Source organism: Microbulbifer elongatus, assembly GCF_020524885.1.
Taxonomy (GTDB): domain Bacteria; phylum Pseudomonadota; class Gammaproteobacteria; order Pseudomonadales; family Cellvibrionaceae; genus Microbulbifer; species Microbulbifer elongatus_A.
Map to the genome: position 1 here is coordinate 1 of NZ_JAIVKJ010000002.1, position 14,821 is coordinate 14,821.

Consider the following 14,821-nt stretch of genomic DNA (forward strand, 5'->3'; position numbering starts at 1 on the left):
TACTGCCTCTCTACGAAAATCCTCCGTATACGCCTGAGTTCTTTTCTTCGCCATGGTACACCTCCGTGTTAGGCCGAAACCTAACTATACAGGGTGTCTACCAAACGTGGGCAAGTCCTCTGCCTAACGCCCACAGCAGGGGCGGTTTACCTTGTGTGGCTTTTGCACGAACATGGGAGCGTAGCGACCCGTGCAAAAGGCGCACAAGGTAAGACGTCCCGCGGAAGCCCGAAGGGCTGTAGCATCACTGCCTGTGATTGTTATATTTCATTGGTCTGGCCCAAGCCTTGGCTTCTAAAAGACCCCTCGAACCCATTTTTCATTACCAGGTGAACCTGGGCTTGAAATAGCGGATCGACATCATAATACACGCTTGCCCAACCCATCTCCCTCTTTCGCTTTTCAACTAACTCTGAGCCAAACATAAAATCAATGACTATATCCAATGAAAGCACATCATTAATGTGTAATTTCGTCTGCGACTCCAAAATTGATTCGAACTTATCTCTAGCATCAACTAACGCTAACGCGACACTTGGAAATCCAGCCAAACTCAAAGGCAACCTTAAGTGCAGTAAATCAATTTCAATCTTCGAGTGGAACTCCTTTTTCTTGCATGCAGGATACAACGAGCGAGTAAGGTCACAAATTCCACTTGCTAAATGCTGGCCAAAATTTTCGGTTACTGAACCTAGTTTCGACATATCAGGAAATATAACAGTTTATTAATGAGCCAGTGGCTCACTATCACCCTGGCAACTATTTACAGGACTCTTCAATAGTTGCTTCTTATAAAATTCCTTGATTAACAAGAGCTTATAGATTTTCAACTAAATAGCAACGGTAGATAGTGAGCCATTCGCTCAAGTCGCCTCATTCATCCATTGGCTCTTGTTCATATTTTACCTTAAATTAAATCAATAACTTACAGACTAAATCTGGCGGATGTAGGCCATGGCCTATTAATTCCCACCTTGACGCACATCTTCATTCATACTAATACTGTATGAATATCCACTTAGGAGCGTCGTCATGGATGACATTCGCCATGCCTTACCCGAAAATTCGGACAAATTTACCCCCACTCTTCGTCGTCACATGCGAGAAGCAGGATTGGCTTATCGAACTGAGCAGACCTACGTTCATTGGATAAAGCGTTTCATCCACTTTCATAAATTACGGCACCCGCGTGAAATCGGTATCGCTGAGGTCGAATCATTTCTTAACCACCTGTCCGTCAATTGTCACTGTTCTGTGAATACTCAGCGAATTGCACTTAACGCACTCGTTTATCTTTATAAGCGATTCTTGGGCGTCGACACCTCCAATATCGGTTTTACTCCAGCACGACAATATCGCCGTCTCCCGGTGGTTTACAGCCGGGAGGAAATTACAGCCATCGTTTCTGTACTCAAGGGATCCTACCGTCTTCAAGTGCAGCTTATGTACGGATCTGGGCTCAGATGTGCGGAACTCTTATCATTGAGAGTAAAGGACATCGACTTTGGCAGTAACAATGTGTTCGTGCGTGGGGGAAAAGGCAATAAGGACAGAACCACAATACTGCCACATGGCCTAATTGAAAATTTGAAAACTCAGATTCAATATGTGGAGCTCATCCATGCACAGGATATCGCCTGTGGTTATGGAGATGTTTATATGCCAGATGCGCTAGAGCGCAAATATCCGAGTGCTGCACGAACTACCGCGTGGCAATTCTTGTTCCCTGCGTCGCGAGTTGGACCATGCCCCCGCAGTGGGGTGATCCGTCGTCATCATCTACACCCGTCGGCGCTGGGAAAGCAGATTCGGCATGCGGTAAAGACCGCAGGCATCAATAAACCAGCAAGAGCACACGCGTTCCGCCATAGTTTTGCGACACATCTGCTTGAAGTTGGCTACGACCTTCGAACAATTCAGGAATTGTTGGGACATTCTGATATTTCGACAACAGAAATTTACACCCATGTAGTCAATCGCGGAGGTAAGGGTGTACTGAGCCCTGTAGACAGACTATTAACGTAAGGTAATTAAGCTGCCATGTTAGCTCAGTGTACTACTAAGTTTTAATTTGGTCGTACACACTGCTTGAAGCCTAGCCGCAGCAATAAGGTAATCCTCAACACTAGCTACAGCGCCCTGAAATGGCATCGAGTCTGACAAGCTCGCGGACCTACGTATCGCTTTCCTGACTTTCAGTTCACCTTCGCAATACGCAAACGTCCAGGCCTGCTATCCACGCTCCTGATCATCTGGAACGTATTCAATTAATTCTCCCGTCTTACATCCCAAAAACCGGCATAGCTGGTCTAGCACCTCAAATTCCACGCGCACGGCAGTCTCATGGTAGAGGCGTGTGATCGTCCCCCGGTTTATCCCGGTATCCCGGGCAACATCAGCAATCTTCAGCTTTTTCTCGCCCATCAGGCGCGACAAGTGACACTTAATCATCTTCTATAGGCCAAATTGTCCCGCAGAAGCACAAAAAGACTTGCAAAAGATCATTTGCAGCTTAATATGATCTGCAGGAGATCAAAATTAATGCGTTGGAGTGCTTTTCATTCTATAGGAGACGAAAGGGATGTCACAGACCTACCTGACAACCGCAGAACTTGCCGGGAGAATCAAATATGACATTCGCACGATCCGGGACCACCTGAAGGACAAGGTGCTACTGGAAGGAGTGCACTACATTAGGCCCTTCGGTGGACGCAAGATCCTGTATATCTGGGAAGCGATCGAGAAGGATATGGGCCAGCGGTCCAAGGATGCACTGACAATCCCATTGGCTAATGGTGGCTTCATCCGTGGGTAATGTCCGTACCCGTAAAGAGACGGGCACTCTGTTTCTGGACTTCCGCTATCGGAACCTGCGCTGCCGGGAACAGACAACCCTCCCCGATACTGCTGCCAACCGCACCAAGTTGCGAAAGCTTATGGAGCGGATTGAAGCGGAAATTCTGGTAGGCACATTCGACTATGCGAGCTACTTTCCCAATAGTCGCATGCTGGAGAAGCTGCGCAGTCAAACCGCGACCCTCCGCCGGCACGGAGCTATCGCCCCACTTTTCAGAGAGTTCGCCGAAACCTGGTACACCGAAAATCAGATTGGCTGGCGAGAATCATATCGGATCACTATCCGCACGATTCTCGATAAACGTCTGCTGGATCGATTTGGCTCACTGGCAGTGGATGCAATCGAAAAATCGGATCTGTTGCAGTTCCGGACTGAATTAGCCGCAATACGCACTCGCACGGGGGGCAATTTGTCTCCGTCGCATATCAACCGCCACATGAAAGTGCTGGGGGCGATACTCACAGAGGCTTCAGAGCGCTTTCAGTTCACCAATCCTTATCGCGGTATTAAACCTCTCAAGGTCCAAAAGTCGGATATTGATCCGTTCAACCTCGACGAAATCAACTCGATCCTGGCGAACATCCGCCCGGACTTCCGTGACTACTTCACCGTTCGCTTCTTCACCGGCCTTCGTACAGGAGAAATCGATGGGTTGCGCTGGCGCTATGTCGACTTCAGCCGACGGCAGATTCTCGTGCGCGAAACCATTGTTCGCGGCCAGATGGAGTACACCAAGACCGACGGTAGTCAGAGAGAACTGGATATGTCCCAACCCGTATTTGACGCACTCAAGCGCCAACAGCCACTCACGGGACAAGGTGACTACGTTTTTTGCAACCGGCAGGGGCGTCCGCTGGATCACAACAACGTCACCAAGCGGGTCTGGTATCCCCTGCTCAAGCAACTCGACTTGCGGGAGCGGCGGCCCTACCAGTGCCGGCACACCGCCGCCACGCTGTGGCTCGCCAGTGGCGAAAATCCCGAGTGGATCGCCCGGCAGATGGGGCATACCTCTACCGAGATGCTGTTCCGGGTGTACTCCCGCTACGTACCCAACCTGACCCGCCAGGATGGCTCTGCTTTTGAGCGTCTATTGGCAAGTCGTATCAATCTTTCCATATCAACCACGGATGACGCAGACGATGAATGATACTCATACTTTGATACAGAGACTCAAGGCTGCCAAGCTTACCCGGCGGCGGCACTTCTTGATCGCTGAATATTTGGCCAATCGGCTGCAGGTAAGCCATGAAGGTAGCCAGTTGGTTCTGGTAGTTGGTTCAGGGAAAGAAGAATCTAACCTCAAGGCTATCACCTACTGGGTCTCCACCCGCATCGACGGTGCTACCCTGCTAAATCAAGAGCTCGAGGCGGAACTACAGGAGCTCGAAACGGCCTTGTTCGGCATTCTGGTCGATCGCTTGCCAACTCCGTAACCCGATTCAACTGATAATGTCTGAAATGCTTGGTATTTCACACCACCGTTCGATCTTCGCCCCTCCGGAGCAACGGGTTTGGTTTTGTGGAGACATTCACGGACAACTACAGGTGTTAAAGCATTCCTTGTGCGTAACGGGTGTAGATCTGGACAAAGACTTGCTGATCCTTACCGGAGATGTTATCGACCGCGGTCCGGATTCTGTTGGTATGCTTGAATTCATCGCAGCCAATGAAAATGTTCATTCTGTATTGGGAAATCATGAGTGGATGTACCTTAAGTGCCTCGAAACCCCTGCACTAGGTGAGGAGTATTGCAAGCCCGTCTATGGAGGGGAATGGACACAGAGCTTACCTGACACCGACCGGCAGCGACTGGGACGGATTATCCGCGAACACTTCACTCTGGCGGCGACAGTGCGCAGAGGAGAACAACGCATTGGAGTGATCCATGCTCGGGCTCCAGAGGACTGGGCATGGGTGACTCAAGGACTGCTGTCGGACAAAGAATGGTCCACAATGCTGTGGGATTTCAGCCTTCATGCTGCATCAAAAGCTGCCCAACGCCCTATACAAGCCGTGCGCAATATCCAGGCGGTGATTCATGGTCACGTCGGCGATCAACTGCATGTGGCCCGCAATCAGATCTGGATTGATACACTGAGATGTACGGGTGAGCTGACGCTATTAGAACTTACCAACGCCATTGCCCTAGCTGCCGTGTCAGATGGCAACAACCAGAAAATATAACCCCCTCACCGTACACAACCCTTTATCGGACCATTATGAAGAGGATTATGCATCCAAAATCTCAGTTAGTCCGACCCTGTCAACTTGAGGATTGCTGCCAGTTTCTTGCACATCATCGACCGTTTGCCCTTGCGAGACAGGTATCGCGAGTTGAGTTTCGTCTGAGACAATATTTTCTTCACTCATGGCATAAAAATCATAAGCGTAAGCAAGAGCATAAAGGCCAACTTTGAAACCCCAACAGGCCTGTTGCTTAGGAGGGCTAGTCTCGTCCTTCATATTTTTTGGCGTCGCTGCGAGAAAATCAACGCGGACGAATCCATGTGCACCGGCATCATGATCACATCTGAAATTTCGTAGCTGGTCGCGATCTACTGTTATTCCGTTCAACCAGAAACCCCAATCATCCACCCGCTCAGATTCTTCATTCGGTACATTTGAGAAGAGCGTTAGCCTAAATCCTAACTTTAGCACTCCATCTCTATCCCTGAAATGCAACTTAAGCGTTTCAAAAATTCTCAGAAACCGCTTGAGATCGCCTTTCCGTTTAAATTTTATTCCTGATTTTTTTGCCTCTCCATGTTCGATAAAATATCGGACGCACCATAGGACGAACTTCTTCCGATATTCAGGCAGAGCGTCATAGGTCCTTAGCATATGGAACACCAGTTCCTTATCTCTTTCCATCCTAGGTGACCGATGCACTGGGATCGACAATTCCGTGCACTGCCAGCTCTTAGGACGATGTCGATATGTATTATGTCCGGCACCCGAAAAACTCATCAGAGAAATTTATCTAGCACGATCAATCGCTGCCTCGATTACGTTCTCTTCAATACCAAACTCTACAACCAGCGCCTTGATAGTCGCTCCATGAATGAAAAACTTTTGTACAGCAGTCCATATGCCTAAGGAGAACAGGCTTTCAGGTGGCAAGCAATAACCATTTCTTTTCGGAAATACTTCTGATGGTTTATTCCAGGTGCTCACGTCGGGATGGCGAGCTATCGATTGATATTTTCTTGCTATCCTTTTCGATATAACTTTTGCCGTTAGTTGACCACCTTTTGAGAGATTCTCAATTTGTCGGACACTAACTCCAGCGAGATTCGCAAGAGCTTTCTTCGTGAGAACTGGAGTTAATCTATCCATCTCGCATTCGAGCATCCAGTCAATACAATGAATATAGTGTTCGAGTGTCATGGCTGGCCCCGAGTGACCAATCATCGATGCCAGCGCATAGAGTGTTTTTCTGGAAGGCTCATGACCAACCTCCACATCCAGGACTCTCCTGCGCTGAGCCGATGTCTGCTCCACTGGCAGGTGATGCAGGTCACAGTGTGTCGTTCCATTTTGCTTATAGCGAGGACGCATCCATGACCAAAATGAAAGCGTCGCGCAAGAATGTCTGAGATTGTGGAAGCGAGTGGTCTCGTCGCCGGTGAAATGCCGGAGCACCCAATGAATATGATTAAATATCACCCTATCCTGCAGATATGGACCTCCAGAATCCGGAATAGCAAACAAGTAATCGTCAGAAGGCGCCCGATGGGACCGTCTGAATTCCAGCCACTTATTCATAAGTGACAGCTCATTCTCGTTGAGTAGAACATCAATTGGGATTCTGCGAATGGCAGCGCGGGATTTAAGGTTTCGATCCAGATATGACCGAATAACTATTTCCTGCCTGCCCTTAGTTGTGACATCACGGATTCTCAGGAGATGAATTTCTCTACGCCTTAATCCCGTACGAAATCCAAGGGTGAGCACCAGTCTGCGCGCCTCGTACAATAGTTTTTCTTGGTTTTTCGATGTTTCAGAACAATGCTTATAATAGTCAATGGCGGCTGCATATTCGTGAGGGAGTACTATCTTCGCATCCACTACCGCGTTGCTAGCAGTTAGCCCAACCCACGGAGCTTCATCCCCGAGCGAAGAAATGCCCCAATCGTCTTCCAGGTATTCGTGAAACTGGCGGAGAAATTTGGTAACAGATTGACGCAGAGATTGGGTATCACTCATATCGATCACTTCGAAGTACCTCTCAGCAACTGCTTCCAGAGACATATCGAATGGACTTTCAGCCCCAAATGCCATCAGTAAACGTCGAGCGATTTTTCTGAGCGCCGTGTAAGCAGTTGACCCACTGTACCTGTTCCCCCATCGGTTTTTAGCAATGAGGCGGGCAGCAACCCAATGGCTTAGATAACGCGTCAAATCCGAGCAGCTATCACGATATTCTTCGATAAGCTCATGAATTTCCCTAGCTTTAGCCCCTCGCTGTCCATTACCCCGCAGTACCTTTCCAACCTCTTTCAGGAACTCCTGATTCTTCTTGCCTAGACCAGATTTTCCTATTGGCGCCCGCAAATTTGGTAGTTTTTCATTCGGTTTACTTTGCTTCAAGTCAGAATCTTTATCATCCGGCAGCGGAGGGACTTTTTTTGTCAACATACGCAGATAACAGCTTGATTTTAACGTATGGATTTTGTGCAATCCAAATGCACAATGCGCGATTACTGCCGGAGCATTTACAGCAAGATATGCTCGTTGCCCTACCAAAAGTTTAGTTTGTGTTAACCCCCTCTTGCGCCAGACTAGCTCCTGCTTAATGAAAAATCGTCGAATAAAGGGGAACCATTTTTTTGTCGTAGATTGCACAGAGTTCGCGAATACGTTGTGAGCGCCTTCTTTATACCATTTGTACAAGAGTACTCTGCTCAATGGATCTGGAGACCAGATATATGGATCAGAATCCTTATCAGTAAAAATTTCGAACCATATATGATCACCAATCATCTTGGGTGGTGCTTTTAGCATCTGAATAACGCCCGCCAGAAGATCACTTCTAAGCAGCCCACCAAATCGAATCAACGAGTACAAAATCCGCCCGCAACTCCACTCAATGCTCTTTTCGTCATCGACCAAAGAAGCGTAAAAGCTCGAATCGAGCACTTCAATACGATTAGAAATATCGATAACATCAACATTCAGTATTGATCTAGATCGACGAATAGCGGCTACCCGAACCTTTTCAGTAAGAAATAAACATTTCGCACCTAATGATTCCAAATACTCATAAAACTGCGTAAATAGCCGGTCAACCTCTCCCGCTTCCACAGTTGCCATTAAACCGTATGCTAATGCGTGAAGGTCAGAGGAATGTATTTTGGTTCCATCCGGAATTGGGTTACACAGTAGGTCCGGCCTAATGGCTTGAATGGCTCGATACATTCGCGGGTCTAGAACTTTGGCGCTCATCGAATGATTCCCCTCACGACACAGAGTCCCAGTTCAATCACGATCTCATCTAGACCAGCCAGTATTTCCTTTTTGAGATCATAAAAACACGAAGTTGAACTGTGTTCCCAGAAAGCTTCCCCTCTATTGGCGTGACCCATTAATGTATCGACAGCATGGGGGGATACCCCCATTTCCAAGAGTCTTGTGCGAACATACTTGCGATTGGAATTTAGAGGGAGCGGGGTGAACTGATTCAAGTGCTTTACAATGGCACTCGGCCTCGCTTCGACCCAAACACCGTCTTGATTAATTAGAAATATCGATGGTAAATCATTTTCAGATGTACGATTTTTCTTAATACGTCCTGCGTCCTCAAGGCGATTTAGAATTAAACTCCTATGACGTTCATACTCCCGCGCAATATCTACGGTTAGAGAATGCAAGGGTACAGTGCGAGTATGGAATTCATCATCACACCCTTTGTCGCGAAAGATGGCGATCCCTAACGACTGTGACATTTGGCCGCTGTTTACGAATGGCTCAACTATTGAACGTATTGCGGTCACAAAACCCTGAGTATAAATTGCATAGATCGTGTATAGATTATGGAACTTTATCCATGCGGTTTTTCCTCTCTGAACACAAGCCTTTGCAGATTTAAGCGCAGATTTCATTGAACCCACTACATCACGAATATGGTCTGTGAACGGGCAATATCGCGCACCAATATAAATTTCTCTACTATGCGATTCCCATGAGGCGGTAATTTTTTTACCGCTTGTGATACTTGCGATCTCTGCACAAGCCTTGGCATACACATCCCTATATTTGGATACGGAGATCGCGGTGTAGTACCTTCTTGCCGAACTTGGTGGAAGGTATTTATCAAGCATAAAAGTGGCTTGTGTCGGCTCAACTTGACTGGCAACACGAAAAATTATTGCTCGTTCAATTCTTGCTAATGTGAGGCTTTTTTCTTTATTTTCGACTTTATTTCGAAGTTTTTCTTCTATCCAATTAATTTCAATAAACGGATAATCTGGAACCGAGTTCCGGAAGCTGTAAAGCAGCCTTTGCCCAAAGTGGAACAGGTCTGGGAGGCGTAAATGCGTATCGCTGGTGAGTCGACTGACGCCATTGCAAGCCTCAGATGTCACTGTTTTGAATTCGAGGTCATGTACTGGAACCAACCATTCGGACGTCGTCAGGTCATATGCTATTGTGCCCGCTGCAGGAATGTCACCGTTGGACTGCAGTACTCTCATTTTTTGCGCTCGAGTTGCTGAACTACTCGTAGCGAGCATCACTCTCAAAACGAGCCCGAGGTCCGGTTGTTCCTTTGCTTCACTCAAATTGCTCATTATTCCAGTAAGGTTTTTCAGATCTTCGTCATTGAGACACTGTGTGCTCATTGGAAGAAACTGGTTTTGCATTTCGATTTTCTTGGCTGCTCCCCTAGCCGCGAATTTCGCCTGCACCGCTTCCGCCATACCCGAAGCCACTCGACAACTTAGGAAGATGAATTCGAGTCGATCCGTCGCCTCATCAGATTCAACGCCAAGATATTCGAGCTCTCGCTTTGTATTTTCGTTGTCCGGACGTCTACAAAGCGCCCAAACTTCTGGATATTCCTGAGGATCATCTGCATCCCCAAGAACCCGAATTTCCATAAAATCGTGGGGGTTGACATCACTTCGACCACGAGTTCCAAGTGCTTCTCGAATACCTGCACTCCGTTTTGCAATCAAATTTTTTCTTATAATTTTGTCTCCAGTCACGGCGTTGAGTAACAGGTGAGCATTCTTAACTTGATTAATAAGCCGCTTTTCTTTTTTCGTAAGTTCCAATGAATGCTCATTTCGCTGATCGTCGATCCAATTAGGAAACGCTCTGAGCTTGTCCTTTACACACTGCAAAGAGCAGAGCTCTGATTGGTCTAATGATTCCAGCCATGACCGCCCGAGGGATACCTCCGAAATCTGCCGGACTGCCAGCCCAAAAGACTGAAAATCGCTATGTTTTAACGTTACTTCAGGACCCAATGGAGTATGTTTAGCAGCCAGGATCGCTTGCTGTAGCCTGAGGAAGCCTTCCCAATTTGCCGAACATCGGAAATACAGCAGTGCATAGATCGGATAGTCACCGATGATTCCATGTAAAACTCTCACAGCTGGATTCTGCCGGTCCGCTGCCAACCTCGGGAGGAACTTGGCAATCTCGATGCACCTGCTGACGATCTCTCTTGCGACTGGAATATATTGCTGCGCATCCGTAGGGAACCCATCGAATCCTGGCAGCGCGGTCATAGCGAGAAATGTCTCGCTGACACCAATAAGAGCCTGTAGACACGGTGGCGCATGAATGAACGCGGCATATGGGCGCAGTAGGTCTTTATTGGCGAGAATCGATTCAAGTTCCGAGGTGGTATTCATGTTGCCCCCTATTAGTTGGCATGACTGATTGGCTTCGGCTGCTGCCTCGTCCGTCAGATGCCATTTTCATGGGCGGCAAATTTTTGATGGGTTCCGAGGACCCGGTGTACAGGGGGCGCTCGTATACAGCGTGTGCCCTGAGCACCCCTCATGTGACAAAATTTGTCAGTTTGCAGAGGAGTTAGGAGAGAGAGATATGCAGGCGAGTGCTGCTCTTTGGGCCCAACAAAATATATGACCTGAGCAGCATTCGCGGTCATCTAAGCGCTCATATCGTAATTGGCGCCCTAATCCACAAGCCGAAATTGCTCGGAGGTCCACGTTCCATGGACACCGAGAGCGTCGGGGCATGGCGCGTTTCCGGACTGAACATCACACGCGCCTATAATTGAAATTGCCTTCTTCATTAAGGGAGCCCTATGTGACTCAAGAATCAAGGACCATTACTCAATCACCCGATGAGCGTGTGCGTATCCGCAAACTAATTGTCCGACTGTTTGACCACTGGGGTTTAAGCAGTTCCGATCAAATGGTCTTGCTGGGTCTGACTGCGGAGCACTCAGAAGTGTTGGCATCATTTCGCAGTGGGAAGCCGTTAGAGAATGACGGGGAATTACTCGAGCGAACACGTGTCCTGCTAATGATCCATAAAACACTCAGGCGACTTTTTCCCCGAAACATCGAGTTAGCGTATAGCTGGATGTCACAATCAAATCATGCGTTTAATGGCCTGACACCGATCAGGGTTGTCGAGCGTGAAGGCCTTATGGGTCTGTATGCGATCGACTTTTATCTAAATGAAAAATGCTATTCTTGAGAGTTCAGCCATGACCTAAAATTCGCCAACGATATTCCGAGGTGAACTTTCTCAGACAGGCATAACGAAACATGGATGGATTACCGAGTGCCTGCAATTAAACGTAAGCCATAAGAATAACTGCGTTACAGCAGCGGTCGACGTAGTGTGATCGAAGTCTTGAGCCGAATGGGAGTAGGGGATTTCGTATCGTGCACGCATTACACATCCTTGGCACAATCCTACTACTGCTCATATCTTGGCAAGGAATTAAGCTTCTCCAGGATGAACGCCGCAGTAATTGCGAGATCGCGCTTAAGGCAAAATCACCCCAACTACCTGAGATTGATGATTGAACCAGCTGAAACCCAAATGGAAGCGGTGGCGGGTTTTAGAAGACCCCGTATCTGGTAGGCCGCTAGGACAGCGAAATGTGGGCCTATATTCGCCGCTGCTGCTTACAGGGCGCCTGTTGATCCGCATTCCCTGCTGGCATGCGCCGGCACTCCGTGAACAGCTCGAAGCGGCGGGCCTCAGCTACTCGGTTTGCTACAACCACGATTTCCTGGCCCCGAAGGCATGCCAATGGAGGAACTCCTGACGGCGGTGGCACCACGACTGCTCGCCGATGGCAACCGCGCCCAGGACGTGGAGAAACTGCAAGCAGAACCGAATATCTCGCTGGCCAGCATCGGGCAAAGGGCGGCGCAACATGGCCTGTTTTAAGCGAGCAACACCTGCGGCCGCATAGCGCGGTCGCCGGTAAGCGTGCCATCAGCGCCGGTGCCGGTTCGTCATCCGGTTGCGCACTGCGAGCGGTGTCGTGACCCGGTTTGCGATGCAGGCAGGACATCGATAGCCCCTCGCCGGCGCACGCATCAGTTCCGTTTCCATGGGGTGTCCACAGAAATGGCATTTGACGGTGCGCCCCTGACCTAAAGGAATCCCGGACGACTGCACAGGGGACTTCGGTTGGTAGGTGTAGTTGCGCCTGGCCCGATCGGCCGCTTCTGCGGCTTCAGCCGCGGCCCTTTCCGCGAGCAGCTTTGCCCGTGCGGCCTCGGCCTCATCTTCGTACAGAGCGATCAGTCCTTCGGTGTTTTCATCGAGAAGTCGGCGCTCCTCATCCGTCAACGGCCGCGAATCGCCGGTGGCATAGATCGGGTCCCCCAACTTGCGCTCGGAATATTGCTCTCCAAAGCAGGTAGAACCCATAACCACGATCCGCCCATCGTCCTCGCGGACCACATGGATGCGCTTGTACACCGTGCGCATACAGCCCTCCGCGCGACAGTGGACACGTTTCGATTTGTCTACACCAACAACGGCCAGCAACTTTGCCACTACACCACCCCCTCCGCAGGCTTTCCCAGCCTATTCTACATCGATGAGCCTCACCCTCTTCCACGTTTACGCGGAACAATTCGGTCATCGTGTGCTGTCAGATAGGTATTCGCGACCATATAGGGCGTCTTTGTAGCAACGCTTATCGTCACCACGCTATCGGCAGGTCAGGTTGTCTTAACCGGACAGGTTCCAGCCACTATTAACACTGGAGCAACTGTCAATTTCCGACGTCGATTTGCGAACTTTTTGTGCGCAAAAGCTCGGTCTTATTTGGTTCTATTCGGATTTCCCCAAGCTAGCTGCAGGCCCATCCGTCTCGTAACCTATTGATTTATATATCTAATACCCAAAAAACTTCCTGAGATATTTTACTCTCCGGAGGCGAAGGTCAGAGGTTCGAATCCTCTCGGGCGGGCCATATAAAAGAAAAGGCCACCCATCGGGTGGCCTTTTTTTATACCGTCCAAGCCCGAGAGCTTCGCCCAACTCCCAGGTTCGACCCGGAGGCGCAAAACGCCGGAGAGCAGTGACCGCAGGGAGCTAATCCTCTCGGGCAACCAAGCTCAAATGCCCCTCGAATCCAAGACCTCCCCACCTCAATCTCCAGAATTAATCTCTACCCAATTCTGATTCGCCTTATCGATGTTGCCTTCTGTATCCCTCTCCCAAATCTCAAACGACTTCTGATTGTTATTCAGGTAAAGCTTGCTATCGATGATCGTCCAGCTATCGGGGCGCGGAGGTGCCTCGAATCCTCTAGACATGGCGTAAGCACAATGCCCGCCGTATGCCGGTATGTACTTCTCCGGATCAGCGGCAAACAGATCGCGATTCTCTTCCGTCGCAAAACGCCAGGTGACGTAGGCCCAGTCGTAGGTGATATCGGGAGAGCCTTTCACCGCTTTTTGGCCCGGCTCAAGACTGTGATAGGCAACCACATCCGCCCCCTTCAGGGCATCGCGGAAGAAGTGGGAATAAATATTTACGCTGGCAGGAATTTCAACATCACCATTGTCACTCCCGGCGATCTCCTTTTCATCAGCCAGAACTGGCGCAGAGACAAGCAGAAAGAGTAAAGCCAAAGTAGTACTTCGAAACATAGAACCCCCTTGAGATTCGTTTGAAACGCGCGTTACTAATTATTGGCAAGCAAATCAACCGTGTTTATCGAGTGTATGACAATTGGGGATCTGTAGCGAGTACAGCTTCTCAGCTATCGTTTGGGCAACGTATCCTCTATTTCAACAATACGTCGGTCGTAAAAGAAGTGCGCATTTGACTGGAATGCGGTGGGCAATTTGCCGGGGTTGCACTTTTGAAACATCAGCTGAGATACAAGTTTCCATCCCATGGCGTTGGTGTTGTAAAGCACATCACCACAATGCTTGCAGAATACCCGCTTCATTCTTTTGCTGGGATGCTGATACTCCACTACATTTTCCTTCCCCTTGGTAATCTCAACTTTATCCGGTTCCCAGGCGATGATCGAATGATAGGGAACCTGTAAAAGTTCGCGGCAATCCTCGCAGTGGCAGAATGCGTGCACTTTCGGATCGCCAGACATACTGATTTGTACGGCATTGCAGTCGCAGTGGATTTTACTCGTGCGCACTTTTTTTCTCCTTTTCACAGCCTTGTCGAATGAATATCTGGATCGCCACTGGGAATTGGCTATCCCCGTCCATTACTGAAGTTTAGAAATACGTACTGAAAAAGGCTTCGAAACGCTCGACATCACCCTATATATCCATCTTTTCATGACGTCATAGCAGGCCAAAATGGCCCCGACTGTTTTTCGGTCAAATCAAGAAAACCTGGGGAATTATCGGCTACGCTGGCGGCACTAAAAAACACCCAGCCCCCACCGCAGCTTAGAGCAGTTATTGCTAGTATCCGCAGGAGTTTTTATTTTACACCCCCAATAAAAAAGCCCCGCCAATTGGCAGGGCTCCGCAATAC

At 48.9% G+C, this 14,821-nt stretch carries 15 protein-coding genes; 7 read left to right on the forward strand and 8 right to left on the reverse strand.

What is annotated here, in order from left to right; translation table 11 throughout:
• Positions 1–260 precede the first annotated feature (260 nt).
• Positions 261–704: a hypothetical protein gene (locus LC059_RS07355; protein WP_226703199.1), complete on the reverse strand. Its 444-nt coding sequence runs from the start codon at positions 702–704 to the stop codon at positions 261–263.
• 328 nt (positions 705–1,032) lie between these two features.
• Between LC059_RS07355 and LC059_RS07360 the strand changes: the two genes are divergently transcribed.
• Complete coding sequence (locus LC059_RS07360) at positions 1,033–2,025, forward strand: integron integrase (protein ID WP_226703200.1); 993 nt, start codon at positions 1,033–1,035, stop codon at positions 2,023–2,025.
• A gap of 207 nt (positions 2,026–2,232) precedes the next feature.
• Here LC059_RS07360 and LC059_RS07365 read toward each other — a convergent pair whose 3' ends face one another.
• On the reverse strand, positions 2,233–2,451 hold the full coding sequence (locus LC059_RS07365) for a helix-turn-helix domain-containing protein (RefSeq protein WP_226703201.1): 219 nt from the start codon (positions 2,449–2,451) through the stop codon (positions 2,233–2,235).
• A gap of 130 nt (positions 2,452–2,581) precedes the next feature.
• Between LC059_RS07365 and LC059_RS07370 the strand changes: the two genes are divergently transcribed.
• Genes LC059_RS07370 through LC059_RS07385 form a run of 4 tightly spaced genes read left to right on the forward strand, consistent with a single transcriptional unit; the run spans position 2,582 to position 5,044 of the window.
• Complete coding sequence (locus LC059_RS07370) at positions 2,582–2,815, forward strand: hypothetical protein (RefSeq protein WP_226703202.1); 234 nt, start codon at positions 2,582–2,584, stop codon at positions 2,813–2,815.
• Entirely contained in the window at positions 2,808–4,007 is a 1,200-nt protein-coding gene (locus tag LC059_RS07375; protein WP_226703203.1) for an Arm DNA-binding domain-containing protein, read from the forward strand. The genes LC059_RS07370 and LC059_RS07375 overlap by 8 nt, the downstream gene beginning before the upstream one ends.
• The gene (locus tag LC059_RS07380) at positions 4,000–4,293 is read left to right on the forward strand and encodes a hypothetical protein (protein ID WP_226703204.1); all 294 of its coding nucleotides are present in this window, start codon (positions 4,000–4,002) and stop codon (positions 4,291–4,293) included. Before LC059_RS07375 ends, LC059_RS07380 begins: the two co-directional genes overlap by 8 nt.
• 16 nt (positions 4,294–4,309) lie before the next feature.
• Entirely contained in the window at positions 4,310–5,044 is a 735-nt protein-coding gene (locus tag LC059_RS07385) for a metallophosphoesterase (RefSeq protein ID WP_226703205.1), read from the forward strand.
• Positions 5,045–5,089: 45 nt separating this feature from the next.
• On the opposite strand, the gene LC059_RS07390 is transcribed toward LC059_RS07385, so the two are convergent.
• From LC059_RS07390 to LC059_RS07400, 3 genes are all read right to left on the reverse strand, one after another.
• Complete coding sequence (locus LC059_RS07390) at positions 5,090–5,731, reverse strand: hypothetical protein (protein WP_226703206.1); 642 nt, start codon at positions 5,729–5,731, stop codon at positions 5,090–5,092.
• Positions 5,732–5,836: 105 nt separating this feature from the next.
• Complete coding sequence (locus LC059_RS07395) at positions 5,837–8,305, reverse strand: site-specific integrase (RefSeq protein WP_226703207.1); 2,469 nt, start codon at positions 8,303–8,305, stop codon at positions 5,837–5,839.
• Positions 8,302–10,719, reverse strand: a complete 2,418-nt coding sequence (locus LC059_RS07400; protein ID WP_226703208.1) for a hypothetical protein — start codon at positions 10,717–10,719, stop codon at positions 8,302–8,304. The genes LC059_RS07395 and LC059_RS07400 overlap by 4 nt, the downstream gene beginning before the upstream one ends.
• Positions 10,720–11,359: 640 nt before the next feature.
• Between LC059_RS07400 and LC059_RS18095 the strand changes: the two genes are divergently transcribed.
• Together LC059_RS18095 and LC059_RS07410 are read left to right on the forward strand one after the other, a co-directional pair.
• On the forward strand, positions 11,360–11,536 hold the full coding sequence (locus tag LC059_RS18095) for an antitoxin Xre/MbcA/ParS toxin-binding domain-containing protein (RefSeq protein ID WP_226704106.1): 177 nt from the start codon (positions 11,360–11,362) through the stop codon (positions 11,534–11,536).
• A gap of 564 nt (positions 11,537–12,100) precedes the next feature.
• On the forward strand, positions 12,101–12,241 hold the full coding sequence (locus LC059_RS07410; protein ID WP_226703209.1) for a hypothetical protein: 141 nt from the start codon (positions 12,101–12,103) through the stop codon (positions 12,239–12,241).
• Between the two features lie 48 nt (positions 12,242–12,289).
• Here LC059_RS07410 and LC059_RS07415 read toward each other — a convergent pair whose 3' ends face one another.
• The 3 genes from LC059_RS07415 to LC059_RS07425 all read right to left on the reverse strand — a co-directional run bounded on the left by LC059_RS07415 (position 12,290) and on the right by LC059_RS07425 (position 14,474).
• A complete protein-coding gene (locus tag LC059_RS07415) occupies positions 12,290–12,859 on the reverse strand; it encodes a hypothetical protein (protein WP_226703210.1) in 570 nt (189 codons plus the stop codon).
• A 599-nt stretch (positions 12,860–13,458) separates the two neighbouring features.
• Positions 13,459–13,962: a YHS domain-containing (seleno)protein gene (locus LC059_RS07420; RefSeq protein WP_226703211.1), complete on the reverse strand. Its 504-nt coding sequence runs from the start codon at positions 13,960–13,962 to the stop codon at positions 13,459–13,461.
• Between the two features lie 113 nt (positions 13,963–14,075).
• Positions 14,076–14,474 (reverse strand): GFA family protein, encoded by a 399-nt coding sequence (locus LC059_RS07425; RefSeq protein ID WP_226703212.1) that lies wholly within the window; start codon positions 14,472–14,474, stop codon positions 14,076–14,078.
• Positions 14,475–14,821: the final 347 nt, after the last annotated feature.

Coding starts and splice junctions, on each gene's coding strand:
- LC059_RS07390 (WP_226703206.1), bottom strand. CDS start 5,731: ATGGAAAGAGATAAGGAACTGGTGTTCCATATGCTAAGGACCTATGAC.
- LC059_RS07370 (WP_226703202.1), top strand. CDS start 2,582: ATGTCACAGACCTACCTGACAACCGCAGAACTTGCCGGGAGAATCAAA.
- LC059_RS07385 (WP_226703205.1), top strand. CDS start 4,310: ATGTCTGAAATGCTTGGTATTTCACACCACCGTTCGATCTTCGCCCCT.
- LC059_RS07420 (WP_226703211.1), bottom strand. CDS start 13,962: ATGTTTCGAAGTACTACTTTGGCTTTACTCTTTCTGCTTGTCTCTGCG.
- LC059_RS07400 (WP_226703208.1), bottom strand. CDS start 10,719: ATGAATACCACCTCGGAACTTGAATCGATTCTCGCCAATAAAGACCTA.
- LC059_RS07395 (WP_226703207.1), bottom strand. CDS start 8,305: ATGAGCGCCAAAGTTCTAGACCCGCGAATGTATCGAGCCATTCAAGCC.
- LC059_RS07355 (WP_226703199.1), bottom strand. CDS start 704: ATGTCGAAACTAGGTTCAGTAACCGAAAATTTTGGCCAGCATTTAGCA.
- LC059_RS07410 (WP_226703209.1), top strand. CDS start 12,101: ATGGAGGAACTCCTGACGGCGGTGGCACCACGACTGCTCGCCGATGGC.
- LC059_RS07380 (WP_226703204.1), top strand. CDS start 4,000: ATGAATGATACTCATACTTTGATACAGAGACTCAAGGCTGCCAAGCTT.
- LC059_RS18095 (WP_226704106.1), top strand. CDS start 11,360: ATGATCCATAAAACACTCAGGCGACTTTTTCCCCGAAACATCGAGTTA.
- LC059_RS07360 (WP_226703200.1), top strand. CDS start 1,033: ATGGATGACATTCGCCATGCCTTACCCGAAAATTCGGACAAATTTACC.
- LC059_RS07365 (WP_226703201.1), bottom strand. CDS start 2,451: ATGATTAAGTGTCACTTGTCGCGCCTGATGGGCGAGAAAAAGCTGAAG.